Origin of the sequence: Streptomyces griseus, assembly GCF_001715295.1 — a bacterium.
Taxonomy (GTDB): domain Bacteria; phylum Actinomycetota; class Actinomycetes; order Streptomycetales; family Streptomycetaceae; genus Streptomyces; species Streptomyces griseus_G.
The window spans coordinates 74,495-90,577 of the sequence record NZ_MDKB01000002.1 but is presented as its reverse complement, the minus strand read 5'-3'; the positions used below and the strand labels follow the sequence as shown (position 1 = coordinate 90,577).

The following is a 16,083-nucleotide window of genomic DNA, read 5'->3' as shown; positions in this document are numbered from 1 at the left end:
CGAGCCCCGGCGATCCGTTGTGGGAGTGCTGCAGGGAACGTGCCCAGAGCACGTCGTTGTCCGGCGGGGCAACCATGGCGTACACCTCGGTTCGGATCAGATCTCACATCCCCCGTACGGGGGAACGAAGACAAGGCCGATGGGTCACAGGGCACGCTAGGTAGTAGGACCGGGGTGTCGGTACAGCACGCGGCCCGGACGCTCCCCTTCTCACTCGAACGGGTGCATTCGGGCCGCGACGGACCGTATGAAATGACTTCCGGGAGCCGTGCGGGCGGTCTCCCGGAGCGCCGGTCAGAGCTTCGTCCAGGCCTCCGTCAGGACGGTCCGCAGGATGCCCTCGATCTCGTCGAAGGTCGACCGGTCGGAGATCAGCGGCGGCGCGAGCTGGACGACCGGGTCGCCGCGGTCGTCGGCCCGGCAGTAGAGGCCGTTGTCGTACAGCGCCTTGGAGAGGAAGCCGTACAGGACGCGCTCGGTCTCCTCGTCGGTGAACGTCTCCTTGGTGGCCTTGTCCTTGACCAGTTCGATGCCGTAGAAGAAGCCGTTGCCGCGCACGTCGCCGACGATCGGCAGGTCGTGCAGCTTCTGCAGCGTGGTGAGGAAGGCGTTCTCGTTGTCGAGGACGTGCTGGTTGAGGCCCTCGCGCTCGAAGATGTCGAGGTTGGCGAGGCCGACCGCCGCGGAGACCGGGTGGCCGCCGAAGGTGTAACCGTGCAGGAAGGTGTTGCCGCCCTCGTAGAACGGCTCGGCCAGCCGGTCGGAGATGATGCAGGCGCCGATGGGGGAGTAGCCCGAGGTCATGCCCTTGGCGCAGGTGATCATGTCCGGCACGTAGCCGAACTTGTCGCAGGCGAACATCGTGCCGAGACGGCCGAAGGCGCAGATGACCTCGTCGGAGACGAGCAGTACGTCGTGCCTGTCGCATATCTCGCGCACGCGCTGGAAGTACCCCGGCGGCGGCGGGAAGCAGCCGCCGGCGTTCTGTACGGGCTCGAGGAAGACCGCGGCGACGGTGTCGGCGCCCTCGAAGAGGATCTCCTGCTCGATCTGGTCGGCGGCCCAGCGGCCGAAGGCCTCCGGGTCGTCACCGAAGAGCGGGGCGCGGTAGATGTTGGTGTTCGGCACCTTGTGCGCACCGGGGACCAGCGGTTCGAACGGCGCCTTGAGGCCCGGCAGACCGGTGATGGACAGCGCGCCCTGCGGGGTGCCGTGGTAGGCGACCGCGCGCGAGATGACCTTGTACTTGGTCGGCTTGCCCTTGAGCTTGAAGTACTGCTTCGCCAGCTTCCACGCCGTCTCGACGGCCTCGCCGCCGCCGGTGGTGAAGAAGACCTTGTTCAGGTCACCCGGGGCGTAGTCGGCGAGCCGCTCGGCGAGCTCGACGGCCTTCGGGTGGGCGTAGGACCACACCGGGAAGAAGGCCAGCTCCTGCGCCTGCTTGTACGCCGTCTCGGCGAGCTCGTGACGGCCGTGGCCCGCGTTGACCACGAACAGGCCGGAGAGGCCGTCGAGGTAGCGCTTGCCCTGGTCGTCGTAGATGTAGGTGCCCTCGCCACGCACGATGGTGGGAACGGGCGCGTTCTCGTAGTCCGACATGCGGGTGAAGTGCATCCACAGGTGGTCGTACGCGGTTCGGCTGAGGTCCTTGCTCACGGCTATCGGGTTCCCCACATGTAGGTCTGCTTCTTGAGCTTGAGGTAGACGAAGCTCTCGGTGGAGCGCACTCCGGGGATGGCCCGGATGCGTTTGTTGATCGTCTCCAGCAGGTGGTCGTCGTCCTCGCAGACGATCTCCACCATCAGGTCGAACGAGCCCGCGGTCATCACCACGTACTCGCACTCGGCCATGGCCGCCAGGGCCTCGGCCACGGGGTCGAGGTCACCCTCGACGTTGATGCCGACCATCGCCTGGCGCCGCAGGCCCACGGTGAGCGGGTCGGTGACGGCGACGATCTGCATCACGCCCTGGTCGAGCAGCTTCTGCACACGCTGGCGTACAGCCGCTTCGGAGAGGCCGACGGCCTTGCCGATCGCGGCGTACGGACGGCGTCCGTCCTCCTGGAGCTGCTCGATGATCGCGAGGGAGACGGCATCGACCGCTGGTGACGATCCGTTCCCGGTCCTGGAGTCTGCGCTACGACTGGCCACATCCCCACTCTGCCTCGGGACTCGTCTGTCTGGCAACCCTGATTCAATGAAATTCGTTGTTCAGGGGTCTTTTTCTCACTGAATCCGAAGTTGCTGAGCGGCGGGTATGTCGAAAGCGTCACCGGACCGTCTAGGCTGGGTGTCTCACCCATCGGACAGCCGACAGGAGGGGTGGTTGTGACCACCGAGGTGCGCCGTCTGCGCAACTACATCAACGGAGAGTTCCGGGACGCCGCGGACGGGCGGACCATCGACGTGGTCAACCCGGTGACGGAAGAGGTCTACGCGACCTCGCCGCTCTCCGGGCAGGCCGACGTCGACGCCGCCATGGACGCCGCCGCGGCCGCGTTCCCCGCCTGGCGTGACCTGACGCCCGCCGACCGCCAGAAGGCGCTGCTGAAGATCGCGGACGCGTTCGAGGAGCGGGCGGAGGACCTCATCGCGGCGGAGTCGGAGAACACCGGCAAGCCGCTGGAGCTCACCCGCACCGAAGAGATCCCGCCGATGGTGGACCAGATCCGCTTCTTCGCGGGGGCCGCCCGGCTGCTGGAGGGCCGCTCGGCCGGCGAGTACATGGAGGGCCTGACCTCCATCGTGCGCCGCGAGCCGGTGGGCGTCTGCGCCCAGGTCGCCCCGTGGAACTACCCGATGATGATGGCCGTCTGGAAGTTCGCCCCGGCGCTCGCCGCGGGCAACACCGTCGTCATCAAGCCGTCAGACACCACTCCGGCGTCGACCGTGCTGATCGCGGAGATCATCGGGCAGATCCTGCCCAAGGGCGTCTTCAACGTCATCTGCGGCGACCGCGACACGGGCCGCGCCATGGTCGAGCACCCGATCCCGGCGATGGCCTCCATCACCGGGTCCGTACGGGCCGGCATGGAGGTGGCCGGGTCCGCGGCCAAGGACCTCAAGCGCGTCCACCTGGAACTCGGCGGCAAGGCCCCGGTCGTCGTCTTCGAGGACGCCGACATCCCCAAGGCGGTCGAGGGTATCTCCGGCGCCGGCTACTTCAACGCCGGTCAGGACTGCACGGCCGCCACCCGCGTCCTCGTGCACGAATCGATCCACGACGAGTTCGTCACCGCCCTGGCCAAGGCGGCGGCCGACACGAAGACCGGTGCGCCGGACGAGGAGGGCGTGCTCTACGGGCCGCTCAACAACGCCAACCAGCTGGCCCAGGTCAGCGGGTTCATCGAGCGGCTCCCGGCGCACGCCAAGGTCGAGGCGGGCGGCCACCGGGTCGGTGACAAGGGGTACTTCTACGCCCCGACGGTCGTCTCCGGCCTCCGGCAGGACGACGAGATCATCCAGCACGAGGTCTTCGGCCCCGTGATCACCGTGCAGTCCTTCACGGACGAGGCCCAGGCGCTCGCCTACGCCAACGGCGTCGAGTACGCGCTGGCCTCGTCGGTGTGGACGAAGGACCACGCCCGCGCGATGCGGATGTCCAAGAACCTCGACTTCGGCTGTGTGTGGATCAACACCCACATCATGCTCGTCGCCGAGATGCCGCACGGCGGTTTCAAGAAGTCCGGCTACGGCAAGGACCTTTCCGCGTACGGCTTCGAGGACTACACGCGCATCAAGCACGTCATGACGTCGCTGGACGGCTGACGGGCCGCGCCGCGCACGACGGACCCGGGCTCCTGGCGGTTCCCGGCGATCCCCGCAGCGCCCTGCTTGCAAGGGAGTTGCGGGGATCTCGGGTGTCCGGGTGCCGGCGGCGCGGTTCTCCGGGTCTCCGGACCGGGGGAGTGGCGGTGCCGCGGGTGCCGCCGTTCGCCCGGTCCGGGACGAAGGCCGAACGCCCGCCGCGCCCCCCGTAGTTGAACGCGTTCAGGTGAGGCGTACGCTGCGGGCATGAGCGAGCGACGCGCCCTTCTGAGGCGCATACGCGTGTGGCTGGCCGTCTTCATCGTCTGCCTGGTCCTGAGCGGGCTGACCGCCTTCCCGCTGGTCCACGAACTCCACTGGGCCGAGGACCTGCTGAACTCCTCCGCCTCTCCCGTGCCCGAGCACCTCCCCGCCCTCGCGGAGTGGATCACCCGGGTCCGCACCGGCCTCGACGAGGCCGACGCCCGGTACCCCTTCCTGCTGTACGGCACCGACTGGCTGGCCTTCGCCCACCTGGTCATCGCGGTCGCCTTCTACGGGCCCTACCGCGACCCGGTCCGCAACATCTGGGTCGTCGAGTTCGGCATGATCGCCTGCGCCGGCATCATCCCGCTGGCCCTGATCTGCGGGCCGATCCGGGGTATCCCCGTCTGGTGGTCCGTCATCGACATGTCGTTCGGCGTCTTCGGCGTCATCCCGCTGCTCGTCGTGCGGCGCATGAGCAAGCGCCTGGAGTCGCTGGAGGGGGTGCCGGCCGGCCCGCCGGAACCCGTCCCCGCGGCCTGAGGTCCGGGCGCCCCCGGGCACCCCTCCGCAATCCCGGGTGCCGGCGTCAGGGGGTGCGTCCCACCGCGCCGGAGCGGCGCGGCCACCGGGCTGCCGGTAGCTGCGCGCGACGGCGGCGGGGCGGGGCACGACGCCCGCCCCGGCCGCTCGGTCCACGGCCTACTCGTCATCGCCGCGCGGTCAGCGGTGCCCCACCCGCACGTCGTGGGCGATGTCCGACCGCACGCGGGGGCGGCCGGGCTCGGTCACGTCTGCTCTCCGTACGCCGGGAGAGGCATCGCGGACGGACCGGGCTTCGCCGGCCGGGAACCGCGGGTCCGCGAGCCCCGGTCGAGCACCGAACGCAGGGCGTCGACGCGGTTGGTGGTGATCGAGTCGACCCCGTACGCCAGCAGCCGGCGCATCGTGCGCTTGGTGTCGGCGGTCCAGGCGGAGACCAGCAGCCCGTCGCGGTGGACCCGGTCCGTCAGTTCACGGCCCACCAGCCCGAACCGGTAGTTCAGCCAGCGCGGCCGCACGGCCGCGAGGAGCACCGGGCGCGGAGGGGCGAGGGTCGTCCAGGTCAGGGCGATCTCGGCGGCCGGGTCGGCGGCACGCACCCGGAGCATGGCCTGGGTGTCGGCGCAGTAGTACACCCTCCCGGCCGCCCCGCACTCCTGCACCACGCCGACGATCCGGCGTACCGACGCGTCCGTGGAGCCGGGCAGGTCGACCATGATCCGATGGCCCTCCGTCGCCATCAGCGCGTCGCGCAGTGTGGGCACGCCGCCCCGGGTCATCTCGGTCAGTTCACGGTGGCCGAGCCGGTCCAGACGGACCTCGTGCCCCCACAGGCGCTCCAGGGTCGAGTCGTGGAGGAGTACGGGGATCCCGTCGCGGGTCACGCGGACGTCGATCTCCACCGCGTCCGCACCCTGCCGGACGGCGGACCGGATCGAGGGGAGTGTGTTCTCGCGGGCGCGGTAGGGGTCGCCGCGGTGGGCCACGACGGTCACGGTGTTGTCCATGGGGCCATTGTGGCCAGCCGGGGTCATCGGCCGGGTCCCTCCAGCCAGTTCGTCGTGTACGTGTCGATCTCGGCTGCCAGGGCCCGCTTTCCGGCGGGGTCGAGGAACGACGCCTCCACGGCGTTCTTCGCGAGGCCGGCGACGCCGCGCTCGTCGAGGCCGAGGAGCCGCGCCGCGACCACGTACTCGTTGTTCAGGTCGGTCCCGAACATAGGCGGGTCGTCGCTGTTGATCGTGACGAGGACGCCGGCCTCGGCCATCTCCTTCACCGGGTGCAGATCCAGGTCGGTGACGGCCCGGGTCGCGATGTTCGACGTGGGACAGACCTCCAGCGCGATGCGGTGCTCGGCGAGGTGTGCCAGCAGCCTGGGGTCCTGGGCCGAGCTGGTGCCGTGGCCGATGCGCTCGGCGCGCAGCGCGGTCAGCGCGTCCCAGACGGTCTGCGGGCCGGTGGTCTCACCGGCGTGCGGGACGGAGTGCAGGCCCTCGGCGATGGCCCGGTCGAAGTACGGCTTGAACTGCGGCCGGTCCACCCCGATCTCGGGCCCGCCGAGACCGAAGGAGACGAGTCCCTCGGGCCGCAGGTCCACCGCGAGGCGGGTGGTCTCCTCGGCGGCCTCCAGACCGGCCTCGCCCGGGATGTCGAAGCACCAGCGCAGGACGACGCCGAGTTCGGCCTCGGCGGACGTGCGGGCGTCCTCGATGGCCTCCATGAAGCCCTGCTCCGGGATCCCCCTGCGGGTCGAGCTGAACGGGGTGACCGTCAGCTCCGCGTACCGGATGTTCTGCCGGGCCATGTCCCGGGCGATCTCGAAGGTCAGCAGCCGGACGTCCTCGGGGGTGCGGATCAGGTCCACCACCGAGAGGTAGACGTCGATGAAGTGCCCGAAGTCGGTGAAGGTGAAGAAGTCCGTCAGGGCCTCCGGGTCCGTGGGGACCTTGGAGTCGGGGTGGTGGGCCGCCAGTTCGGCGACGATGCGTGGGGAGGCGGAACCGACGTGGTGGACATGGAGCTCGGCCTTGGGCAGCCCCGCGACGAAGGGGTGCAGAGCGTTCATCGGATTCTCCCGCATCTCGTATCTCGGCCGGGCGGCCCGGCTGCACCGATCATCGTAGGGGTGACTCCGCCGCCCGACGCCGGGCCGTAGCATGGCGGAACCACGATGGGGGAGGCCCATGTCAGACAGCACAGAGCAGCCAGGAGGCGGGGCCGCGCCGCGCGATCCGTGGGCGCCACCGGACAGCAGGGTGGACCTCGGCAAGTCGCCGTCCGACGCCCGTCCGCCGGCCGTGCACGACCAGCCGACGGTCACGTCCATGCCGGGCGCGGACCCGGGCACCGGGCCGATACCCGGGGCGGCCGGAGGCTTCGGCCCGCCGCAGCCGACCGCTTCCGCGCCGCCCGTCCCCGCGCCGCCCGTCGCCCCGAACGGACCCGGGGTGCCCGGGGGCCAGTACGGTTACCCGGCCGCGCCCGTACCGGCCGCGGCCCCCTACAGCGGCTACCCGGGCTACCCCGGCTACGGCGGCCAGCCGGCCTGGGGGCCCGCGCCCGCCAACGGCCTCGGCGTCGCCGCCATGGTGCTCGGCATCATCGCGGTCGTCGGCTTCTGCATGTGGGGCTTCGGGATCATCCTCGGCATCCTCGCGCTGATCTTCGGCATCATCGGCCGCGGCCGCGCCAAGCGGGGCGAGGCGACCAACGGGGGCATGGCGCTCGCCGGCATCATCCTCGGCTCGGTGTCGATCGTGATCAGCGCGATCTTCCTCGGCTTCCTCATCTGGGCGATCGCCAACGACGAGAGCGGCAGCGACTACGAGTACGACTACGAGGACCCGTACGCCACGTCCCTGGTCGTCGGCGCCACGCGCTGACCCGCTCCGAGGACACCGCCCGGGGCGGGGGACCCGCCCCCGCCCCGGGCCGCCTCAGACTGCGCGCAGCCGTGCCCGCGCCTCCATGAGCGCGAAGCCCAGCAGGTTCAGCCCCCGCCAGGCGGCCGGGTCCGCCGTCCGTGGATCGTCCCTGCCGAGCCCGATGCCCCAGATCCGGTCCAGCGGGCTCGCCTCGACGAGCACCCGCTCCCCCGTGCCGGCCAGGTAGGCGCGCAGCGCCGGGTCCTGGCCGAACTTGTGGACGCTGCCCGCCACCACCAGGGCGTACCGCTCCCGCACCCACACGTCCTCGTCGAAGCCCCGGACGAGCCGTCCCACCTTCTTGGCCGCCGCCGGACTGCTCGCCGCAACGGCCCGCTCCGCGGCCTCCGCGTCGCCGAAGAGCCGTGCCTTGCCGGCCATCATCCAGTGCTCGGCGGAGGCGTAGGTGATCTCGCCGACCGTGAACGGCGAGGGCCACCACTGGCTGAGGCAGCTCTCCGAGATCCTGCCGTCCGCCCGGGGGCGGTGCCCCCAGAACGGCAGGTACTTCACCTTCTCGCCGCGTGCCGTCCGCGCCACGAGAGCATCCCTGAGTTCCGTCCCCATGACAGCCGAGTCTGGCATCCGCCACGGACAGTCCGTACCGGGTTTTCCGTAGCCACACGACACATGGTCGACAGATTCCGTCGCGTAACCAAAAGGCAACAACGGAATCACTTGTTGCGGACAGGCCTCTCTGTCAGGATCGGCAATCAATTCGAGACAGAGCTACGCCACCCCTGGTCAGGGGGCGGCGGAGGAGAGCGTGATGGGCAACGGTTTCGACGTGCAGGACCGCTTCGCCGAGGGCGCGCAGTACATCGGCGGACGGCTGCGCCCCGGCACCTCGGGGCGCCACCAGGAGGTGGTGAATCCGGCCACCGGACGGACGGTGTACCGCTACGAACTCGCGGGCACGGCCGATGTCGACGCCGCCGTCCTCGCCGCCCGCGACGCGTTCCCCGGCTGGTCGAGCGCCACCCCGGCCGAACGGTCGGCGCTGCTGCACCGCTTCGCCGCCGTCCTCGCCGAGCAGGCGGACGACCTGGCGTACGCCGAGACGCTCCAGTGCGGCAAACCCGTCAAGCTCGCCACCGAGTTCGACGTGCCGGGCACGGTCGACAACGCCGCGTTCTTCGCGGGCGCGGCCCGTCACCTGGAAGGCAGGTCGGCCGCCGAGTACAGCGGCGACCACACCTCCTACGTACGCCGCGAGGCCATCGGCGTCGTCGGCTCCGTCGCTCCCTGGAACTACCCGCTGCAGATGGCCGCGTGGAAGATCCTCCCCGCCGTCGCGGCGGGCAACACCGTGGTGCTGAAGCCCGCGGAGATCACCCCGCTCACCTCGCTGATGTTCGCGCGGGCCGCCACCCTGGCGGGCATACCGGACGGGGTGATCAACATCGTCTCCGGCGCCGGGAAGGACGCCGGCGAACACCTCGTCGGCCACCCCGACGTCGTGATGACCTCCTTCACCGGCTCCACCGCCGTGGGCAGGCGCGTCGCCGAGATCGCCACCTCCACCGTCAAGCGCCTCCACCTGGAACTCGGCGGCAAGGCCCCCTTCCTCGTGTTCGACGACGCCGACCTCGAAGCCGCGGTCAACGGAGCGGTCGCCGGAGCGCTCATCAACACCGGTCAGGACTGCACGGCCGCCACCCGGGCCTACGTCCAGCGCCCGCTGTACGACGCGTTCGTGGCCGGTGTCGCCGCCCTGATGGAGACCGTCCGCCTGGGCGACCCCCTCGACCCGTCGACCGACCTCGGCCCGCTGATCAGCCACCCGCACCGTGACCGCGTCGCCGGTTTCGTCGAGCGGGCCCGCGCCCACGCCACGGTCGTCACCGGCGGCGAGGCGCCGGGCGGGGCACTCGCGGCCGGCGCCTACTACCGGCCGACCCTCATCACGGGCGCGGCCCAGGACAGCGAGATCGTGAGCGCGGAGATCTTCGGTCCCGTCCTGGTGGTGCTGCCCTTCGACACCGACGACGAGGGCATCCGCCTCGCCAACGACACCCCCTACGGACTCGCCGCCTCCGCCTGGAGCCGCGACCTGTACCGGGCGAACCGCGCCACGCGGGAGATCGCGGCCGGCTGCGTGTGGATCAACGACCACATCCCGATCATCAGCGAGATGCCGCACGGCGGATTCCGGGCCAGCGGGTTCGGCAAGGACATGTCGGCGTACTCCTTCGAGGAGTACACGCAGGTGAAGCACGTCATGTACGACAACACCGCGGTGGCCAGGAAGGACTGGCACCGCACCGTCTTCGGGGACCGATAGCAGCGGCCGCCGCCCGGCGGCCCCACCCACCCGGAAGGGCAACGCGTATGGAGCAGTACGAGCCCGAGCGCCTCTCCGCACCGCAACTCGCGGCCATGAGGCGAAGCACGACCGGCGGCAGGGGCGCACTCACCCGCCGCTCACTCCTCCGCGCGTCCGGCATGGGAGCGCTCGCACTCGGCGGCCTCGGCACGCTGAGCGCGTGCGGCATCCCGCCCGCGAAGCGGGAGGGCGACGCCGCGGCGTCGGACGACCACTCGGCCGCGGAGAAACGGATCAACTTCTCCAACTGGACCGAGTACATGGACGTCGGCGAGGACGAGAGAAGCCGTCCCACCCTGGAGGCGTTCACGAAACGCACCGGGATAGCGGTCAAGTACACCGAGGACATCAACGACAACGTCGAGTTCTTCGGGAAGATCAAGCCGCAGCTCGCCGCAGGCCAGGACACCGGCCGCGACCTCATCATCGTCACCGACTGGCTGGCCGCCCGCATCATCCGGCTCGGCTGGGCGCAGAAGCTCGACCCGGCCAACCTGCCGCACGCCTTCGCCAACCTGTCCGCCCAGTTCCGCACCCCCGACTGGGACCCCGGGCGCGCCTACTCCTACCCCTGGACCGGTATCCCGACCGTCATCGCCTACAACACCAAGGCGACCGGCGGCCGCAAGGTCGACTCCGTCACCCAGCTCCTCGACGACCCCAAGCTCAAGGGCAGGGTCTCCTTCCTCTCCGAGATGCGCGACTCGGTCGGCATGACACTCCTCGACATGGGCAAGGACCCCGGCTCGTTCACCGACGCCGACTACGACGCCGCGATCGGCAGGATCCAGAAGGGCGTCGACAGGAAGCAGATCCGCCGCTTCACCGGCAACGACTACACCGCCGACCTCAGCAAGGGCGACATCGCGGCCTGCGTCGCCTGGGCCGGCGACATCATCCAGCTCCAGGCCGACAACCCGGACATCAAGTTCAGCATCCCTGCCGCCGGTTACATCACCTCCAGCGACAACCTGCTGGTCCCGGCCAGGGCCCGGCACAAGACCAACGCCGAGAAGCTCATCGACTACTACTACGAGCCCCCGGTCGCCGCCCAGCTCGCCGCCTACATCAACTACGTCTGCCCGGTCGACGGGGTCGCCGGCGAACTCGCGAAGATCGACGAGTCCATGGCGTCCAACACCCTGATCCTTCCGGACAGGGCGATGGCCGCGAAGTCGCACGCCTTCCGCTCGCTCAGTGCCGAGGAAGAGACGGCGTACGAGGAGAAGTTCGCCAAGCTCATCGGCGCCTGACCGGCCCGTCCCCTCCCCGAACTCCCCCGACACCACTGGGACCGCGACCCATGACACAGCAGCAGACAGCGGGCGGCGACGTCCGACTCACCGGGATCAGCAAGACGTACGGCTCCTTCACCGCCGTACACCCCCTCGACCTCACCGTCCCGCAGGGCACCTTCTTCGCCCTGCTCGGCGCGTCCGGCTGCGGCAAGACCACCACCCTGCGGATGATCGCCGGCCTGGAGGACGCCACCACCGGCACGGTCTCGCTCGGCGGCAGCGACATCACGGACCTCCCCCCGTACAGGCGGCCCGTCAACACCGTCTTCCAGAGCTACGCCCTCTTCCCGCACCTGGACGTCACCGAGAACATCGCCTTCGGACTGCGCCGCCGGGGCGTGAAGTCGGTGAAGAAGCAGGTCGGCGAGATGCTCGACCTCGTCCAGCTCGGTGACTTCGCCCGCCGCCGGCCGCACCAGCTCTCCGGCGGCCAGCAGCAGCGCGTCGCCGTGGCCCGCGCGCTCATCAACCACCCCCAGGTGCTTCTGCTGGACGAGCCGCTCGGCGCCCTCGACCTCAAACTGCGCCGCCAGATGCAGCTCGAACTCAAGCGCATCCAGACCGAGGTCGGGATCACCTTCATCCACGTCACCCACGACCAGGAGGAGGCCATGACCATGGCCGACACCGTCGCGGTGATGAACGGCGGCCGGGTCGAACAGCTCGGCGCCCCCGCCGATCTGTACGAGAACCCGCAGACCACCTTCGTGGCCAACTTCCTCGGCACCTCCAACCTCATCGAGGCGGAGGTCGTCTCCGCGGACACCGACGTCACCGTCTCGGCCGGCGGCGGGACCTTGCGGCTGCCCGCCGGCCGGTGCTCCGCGCCGACGGCTCGCGGCGGCCGGCTGCTCCTCGGCGTACGCCCCGAGAAGCTCTCCCTCACCCGCGCCGACGAAGCCGGCACGATAGCCGCCGGCCGCAACCGCGTCACCGGACGGATCGTCGACTCCAGCTTCATCGGCGTCTCCACGCAGTACGTCGTCGAGAGCCCGGCCGGCAAGGCCCTGCAGTGCTACGAGCAGAACGTCGAGCACCGTACGGGACTCACGCCCGGAGCCGAGGTCGTCCTGCACTGGAACCCGGCCCACACCTTCGGCCTGGACGCGGCCCAGGACATCGCCGCGGGCGTGGAGAGCGTGGAGGACCCGGCGTGAGCGTCACCGACGCGCCCCCGGCGCCCCCCGCCTCCACCGGGCCCCAGACCCGGAAGCCGTCCACGCGCAAGCGGCTCGTACCGTACTGGCTGCTGCTCCCCGGCATCCTCTGGCTGCTCGTCTTCTTCGCGCTGCCGATGGTCTACCAGGCGTCGACCTCCGTGCAGACCGGCTCCCTGGAGAAGGGCTTCGAGGTCACCTGGCACTTCCGGACGTACTGGGACGCCCTCGCCGACTACTACCCGCAGTTCGTCAGGTCCCTGCTGTACGCGGGCACCGCCACGGTCCTGTGCCTGCTGCTCGGCTACCCGCTCGCCTATCTGATCGCCTTCAAGGCGGGCCGGGCGCGCAACCTGGTCCTGGTCCTGGTCATCGCGCCGTTCTTCACCAGCTTCCTGATCCGCACCCTCGCGTGGAAGACGATCCTCGCGGACGGCGGAACGGTCGTCGACGTCCTGAACACGCTGCACGTCCTGGACGTCACGAGCTGGCTCGGCTGGACCGAGGGCGACCGGGTCCTGGCCACCCCGATGGCCGTCGTGTGCGGACTCACCTACAACTTCCTGCCGTTCATGATCCTGCCGCTCTACACCTCGCTGGAGCGCATCGACGGCCGGCTCCACGAGGCGGCGGGCGACCTGTACGCCACCCCCGCCACCACCTTCCGCAAGGTGACGTTCCCGCTGTCCATGCCCGGCGTGGTCTCGGGCACCCTGCTCACCTTCATCCCCGCCAGCGGTGACTACGTCAACGCGGAACTGCTCGGCTCCACCGACACCAAGATGGTGGGCAGCGTCATCCAGACCCAGTTCCTGCGGGTCCTGGACTACCCGACGGCCGCCGCCCTCTCCTTCATCCTCATGGCGGTCGTCCTGTTCGCGGTCACCGTCTACATCCGCCGCTCCGGTACGGAGGACCTGGTCTGATGCCCGTACTGCGCCTGCTCCGCCGGAACGCCGTCGTGATCGCGGGGCTGCTGACCCTCGCCTACATGATCCTTCCGAACATCGTCGTGATGGTGTTCTCCTTCAACAAGCCCAACGGGCGCTTCAACTACGCCTGGCAGAGGTTCTCGCTGGACGCCTGGAAGGACCCCTGCGGGGTCGCCGACCTCTGCGGTTCGCTCTCGCTGTCCCTGCGGATCGCCGTGTGGGCGACCCTCGGCGCGACCGTGCTCGGCACGATGATCGCCTTCGCGCTGGTGCGGTACCGCTTCCGGGCGCGGGGTGCGGTCAACTCGCTGATCTTCCTGCCGATGGCGATGCCCGAGGTCGTCATGGCCGCCTCGCTGCTCACCCTGTTCCTCAACATGGGCGCTCAGCTGGGCTTCTGGACGGTCCTGATCGCGCACATCATGTTCTGCCTCAGCTTCGTGGTGACGGCCGTCAAGGCACGCGTCATGTCGATGGACCCCCGGCTCGAGGAAGCGGCCCGCGACCTCTACGCCGGCCCCGTCCAGACGTTCCTGCGCGTCACCCTGCCGATCGCCGCCCCCGGGATAGCCGCGGGAGCGCTGCTCGCCTTCGCGCTCTCCTTCGACGATTTCATCATCACCAATTTCAACGCCGGCTCCACGGTGACCTTCCCCATGTTCGTCTGGGGGTCCGCGCAGCGCGGAACACCCGTGCAGATCAACGTGATCGGCACGGCCATGTTCGCCATCGCCGTGGCCGTGGTGCTCGTCGGACAGCTCGTCGCCCACCGGCGGAAGAACACAGGAAAATAGGCAAGCCCCGAAGGAGTTGGAAACCATGGCACCCGACGCCATGCGTACCGCCGCCCGCGCACTCTCCGACGCCCGCCCCCTCTCCTACTGGCTCGACGATCCGGGGAAGCCCGACCCCCTGCCCGCCCTCACCGGGGACGAGCAGTGCGACCTCCTGGTCGTCGGCGGCGGCTACAGCGGGCTGTGGACCGCGCTGCTCGCCAAGGAGCGGGACCCCGGCCGCGACGTCGTCCTCATCGAGGGGCACGAGGTGGGATGGGCCGCCTCCGGGCGCAACGGCGGATTCTGCGCCGCCTCGCTGACCCACGGCGCCGCCAACGGGCTGGAGCGCTGGCCGCGGGAGATCGGCAGACTGGAGGAGCTGGGCGCGCGGAACCTCGACGCCATCGAGGAGGCCGTCGCCCGCTACGGCATCGACTGCGACTTCGAGCGCACCGGCGAGATCGATGTGGCCACCCGTCCCCACGAACTGGACGAGCTGCGGGCGTGGCACCGGCGGGCCACGGAGTCCGGCCTAACCGGGCTGGAGTTCCTGGACCGGGACGAGGTGCGGGCCGAAGTCGACTCACCGACGTTCCTGGGTGGTCTGTGGGACCGGCGGGGAGTCGCCATGCTGCATCCGGCCAGGCTCGCCTGGGGCCTGAAGCGGGCCTGTCTGGAGGCGGGCGTACGGATCTACGAGCACACCCGGGGTCTGGAGATCGCCGGTTCCGGATCCGCGACGGCGGTGCGCACCCCGTACGGCAGGGTGTTCTCCCGCGATGTGGCACTCGGCACGAACGTGTTCCCCTCCCTGGTCAAGCGCGTCCGCCCGTACACCGTGCCGGTGTACGACTACGCGCTGATGACCGAGCCGCTGGACGCCGCCCGGCTCGCCTCGATCGGCTGGCACAACCGTCAGGGACTGGGCGACAGCGCCAATCAGTTCCACTACTTCCGGCTCTCCGCGGACAACCGGATCCTGTGGGGCGGATACGACGCCGTCTACCCGTACGGCGGCCGGCTGGACGCCTCCCTCGACCAGCGGCCGGAAACGTTCCTCACCCTCGCCGGGCAGTTCTTCGAGTGTTTCCCCCAGCTCGCCGGGGTGCGGTTCACCCATGCCTGGGGCGGTGCGATCGACACCTGCTCGCGCTTCTCCGCCTTCTTCGGGACGGCCCGCCGCGGGCGGGTCGCCTATGCTGCCGGCTACACGGGCCTGGGCGTCGGAGCCACGCGTTTCGGGGCGGAGGTGATGCTCGACCTCCTCGCGGGCCGGGAGACCGAGCGGACCACGCTCGACATGGTCCGCTCCCGGCCGATGCCCTTTCCGCCCGAGCCGTTCGCCTGGGCCGGCATCGAACTCACCAAGAGGTCCCTCGCGCGGGCCGACAGCAACGGCGGGCACCGCAATCTGTGGCTGCGGACCATGGACCGGATGGGGCTGGGCTTCGACAGCTGACCGCTACGCCGCGTGACCCAGCTCACAGCGGGGGGAGGCCGGACCCGCGTCATGATCCGGGTCCGGCCCCCTCTCTCCCGTGCACGCACCGGCAGAATCCGCCGGTGCCCACGGGAAGAGGAGGCGGTCATGACCGGCGCGGAGGCGGGAGCAGCGGTCCGATGGCTGGCAACGGCGGCACCGGATCCGGAGGTCTGCCGGTGGGAGTGGGAGCGCGACCCGCAGGGCATCGCACTGCTGCCGGCGGGAAGGCGCTGGGACGTACTGATCGTTCCGGGGGAGCTGGGCCGTCCGACGCTCGACGTGCTCACCCGCCTGCTGGACCGGCCGGGCCCGGTCCTCGCCGGCTTCGGCGAGGACCGCATGGGCTTCTTCGTACCTCCGGGTACGGCCGCCCACTGGCTCGGCACCGGGGTCCGCGGCGCGGGTCAGGGCGCCTGGATCATGGTTCCCCACCCGCGCCGCACAGTCGGCGGGGTGCGGTGGCTGATCCCGCCGGACGGCTCGGGGACGCTCACCGACGCGGCCGTCCTGGAGCTGGCGATGCACGAGGCCGCGGCCGTGCGGGGAGCCCACGGCGGTGGGGGTGAGGAGGGATGAGGTGCTGCCAGAGGTCTTGACAAGCGCATTGGTCTGGACCATGTTGTGCGCGACCCGC

The 16,083-nt window shown here is 70.3% G+C and carries 15 protein-coding genes; 10 read left to right on the top strand and 5 right to left on the bottom strand.

Features of this window, described 5'->3' with window-relative positions:
- Positions 1–294 precede the first annotated feature (294 nt).
- The gene (locus tag BA175_RS07010; RefSeq protein ID WP_069170434.1) at positions 295–1,674 is read right to left on the bottom strand and encodes an aspartate aminotransferase family protein; all 1,380 of its coding nucleotides are present in this window, start codon (positions 1,672–1,674) and stop codon (positions 295–297) included.
- Positions 1,659–2,150 carry an Lrp/AsnC family transcriptional regulator gene (locus tag BA175_RS07005; protein ID WP_069170433.1) on the bottom strand — a complete coding sequence of 164 codons (492 nt, stop codon included), beginning with the start codon at positions 2,148–2,150 and terminating at the stop codon, positions 1,659–1,661. The genes BA175_RS07010 and BA175_RS07005 overlap by 16 nt, the downstream gene beginning before the upstream one ends.
- A 177-nt stretch (positions 2,151–2,327) precedes the next feature.
- Here BA175_RS07005 and BA175_RS07000 point away from each other — a divergent pair, with 177 nt between their 5' ends.
- A complete protein-coding gene (locus BA175_RS07000) occupies positions 2,328–3,767 on the top strand; it encodes a gamma-aminobutyraldehyde dehydrogenase (RefSeq protein ID WP_069170432.1) in 1,440 nt (479 codons plus the stop codon).
- A gap of 246 nt (positions 3,768–4,013) precedes the next feature.
- A complete protein-coding gene (locus tag BA175_RS06995) occupies positions 4,014–4,553 on the top strand; it encodes a hypothetical protein (RefSeq protein ID WP_175420774.1) in 540 nt (179 codons plus the stop codon).
- A 245-nt stretch (positions 4,554–4,798) separates the two neighbouring features.
- Here BA175_RS06995 and BA175_RS06990 read toward each other — a convergent pair whose 3' ends face one another.
- Together BA175_RS06990 and BA175_RS06985 are read right to left on the bottom strand one after the other, a co-directional pair.
- Entirely contained in the window at positions 4,799–5,560 is a 762-nt protein-coding gene (locus BA175_RS06990) for a glycerophosphodiester phosphodiesterase (protein ID WP_079159432.1), read from the bottom strand.
- Positions 5,561–5,583: 23 nt separating this feature from the next.
- Positions 5,584–6,618 carry an adenosine deaminase gene (locus tag BA175_RS06985; protein ID WP_069170430.1) on the bottom strand — a complete coding sequence of 345 codons (1,035 nt, stop codon included), beginning with the start codon at positions 6,616–6,618 and terminating at the stop codon, positions 5,584–5,586.
- Between the two features lie 118 nt (positions 6,619–6,736).
- Between BA175_RS06985 and BA175_RS06980 the strand changes: the two genes are divergently transcribed.
- Positions 6,737–7,435, top strand: coding sequence for a DUF4190 domain-containing protein (locus BA175_RS06980; protein WP_069170429.1), 699 nt, complete (start codon positions 6,737–6,739; stop codon positions 7,433–7,435).
- A 54-nt stretch (positions 7,436–7,489) separates the two neighbouring features.
- On the opposite strand, the gene BA175_RS06975 is transcribed toward BA175_RS06980, so the two are convergent.
- Positions 7,490–8,044, bottom strand: a complete 555-nt coding sequence (locus tag BA175_RS06975) for an NADAR family protein (protein WP_069170428.1) — start codon at positions 8,042–8,044, stop codon at positions 7,490–7,492.
- Positions 8,045–8,246: 202 nt separating this feature from the next.
- Between BA175_RS06975 and BA175_RS06970 the strand changes: the two genes are divergently transcribed.
- The 7 genes from BA175_RS06970 (at position 8,247) to BA175_RS06940 (ending at position 16,025) form a co-directional block, all read left to right on the top strand.
- Positions 8,247–9,761 (top strand): gamma-aminobutyraldehyde dehydrogenase, encoded by a 1,515-nt coding sequence (locus tag BA175_RS06970; protein ID WP_069170427.1) that lies wholly within the window; start codon positions 8,247–8,249, stop codon positions 9,759–9,761.
- 47 nt (positions 9,762–9,808) lie between these two features.
- Positions 9,809–11,056, top strand: coding sequence for a polyamine ABC transporter substrate-binding protein (locus tag BA175_RS06965; protein ID WP_069170426.1), 1,248 nt, complete (start codon positions 9,809–9,811; stop codon positions 11,054–11,056).
- Between the two features lie 50 nt (positions 11,057–11,106).
- Positions 11,107–12,258, top strand: a complete 1,152-nt coding sequence (locus BA175_RS06960) for an ABC transporter ATP-binding protein (RefSeq protein ID WP_069170425.1) — start codon at positions 11,107–11,109, stop codon at positions 12,256–12,258.
- On the top strand, positions 12,255–13,184 hold the full coding sequence (locus tag BA175_RS06955) for an ABC transporter permease (protein WP_069170424.1): 930 nt from the start codon (positions 12,255–12,257) through the stop codon (positions 13,182–13,184). Before BA175_RS06960 ends, BA175_RS06955 begins: the two co-directional genes overlap by 4 nt.
- On the top strand, positions 13,184–13,984 hold the full coding sequence (locus BA175_RS06950) for an ABC transporter permease (protein ID WP_069170423.1): 801 nt from the start codon (positions 13,184–13,186) through the stop codon (positions 13,982–13,984). The genes BA175_RS06955 and BA175_RS06950 overlap by 1 nt, the downstream gene beginning before the upstream one ends.
- Positions 13,985–14,009: 25 nt before the next feature.
- Complete coding sequence (locus tag BA175_RS06945; RefSeq protein WP_069170422.1) at positions 14,010–15,425, top strand: NAD(P)/FAD-dependent oxidoreductase; 1,416 nt, start codon at positions 14,010–14,012, stop codon at positions 15,423–15,425.
- A gap of 129 nt (positions 15,426–15,554) precedes the next feature.
- A complete protein-coding gene (locus tag BA175_RS06940) occupies positions 15,555–16,025 on the top strand; it encodes a hypothetical protein (protein ID WP_069170421.1) in 471 nt (156 codons plus the stop codon).
- Positions 16,026–16,083: the final 58 nt, after the last annotated feature.

Excerpts from the sequence above, each read along its gene's own strand:
- BA175_RS06995 (WP_175420774.1), top strand. The coding sequence starts at position 4,014 with ATGAGCGAGCGACGCGCCCTTCTGAGGCGCATACGCGTGTGGCTGGCC.
- BA175_RS06960 (WP_069170425.1), top strand. The coding sequence starts at position 11,107 with ATGACACAGCAGCAGACAGCGGGCGGCGACGTCCGACTCACCGGGATC.
- BA175_RS06980 (WP_069170429.1), top strand. The coding sequence starts at position 6,737 with ATGTCAGACAGCACAGAGCAGCCAGGAGGCGGGGCCGCGCCGCGCGAT.
- BA175_RS06990 (WP_079159432.1), bottom strand. The coding sequence starts at position 5,560 with ATGGACAACACCGTGACCGTCGTGGCCCACCGCGGCGACCCCTACCGC.
- BA175_RS06940 (WP_069170421.1), top strand. The coding sequence starts at position 15,555 with ATGACCGGCGCGGAGGCGGGAGCAGCGGTCCGATGGCTGGCAACGGCG.
- BA175_RS06985 (WP_069170430.1), bottom strand. The coding sequence starts at position 6,618 with ATGAACGCTCTGCACCCCTTCGTCGCGGGGCTGCCCAAGGCCGAGCTC.
- BA175_RS06975 (WP_069170428.1), bottom strand. The coding sequence starts at position 8,044 with ATGGGGACGGAACTCAGGGATGCTCTCGTGGCGCGGACGGCACGCGGC.
- BA175_RS06945 (WP_069170422.1), top strand. The coding sequence starts at position 14,010 with ATGGCACCCGACGCCATGCGTACCGCCGCCCGCGCACTCTCCGACGCC.
- BA175_RS06965 (WP_069170426.1), top strand. The coding sequence starts at position 9,809 with ATGGAGCAGTACGAGCCCGAGCGCCTCTCCGCACCGCAACTCGCGGCC.
- BA175_RS06970 (WP_069170427.1), top strand. The coding sequence starts at position 8,247 with ATGGGCAACGGTTTCGACGTGCAGGACCGCTTCGCCGAGGGCGCGCAG.
- BA175_RS06950 (WP_069170423.1), top strand. The coding sequence starts at position 13,184 with ATGCCCGTACTGCGCCTGCTCCGCCGGAACGCCGTCGTGATCGCGGGG.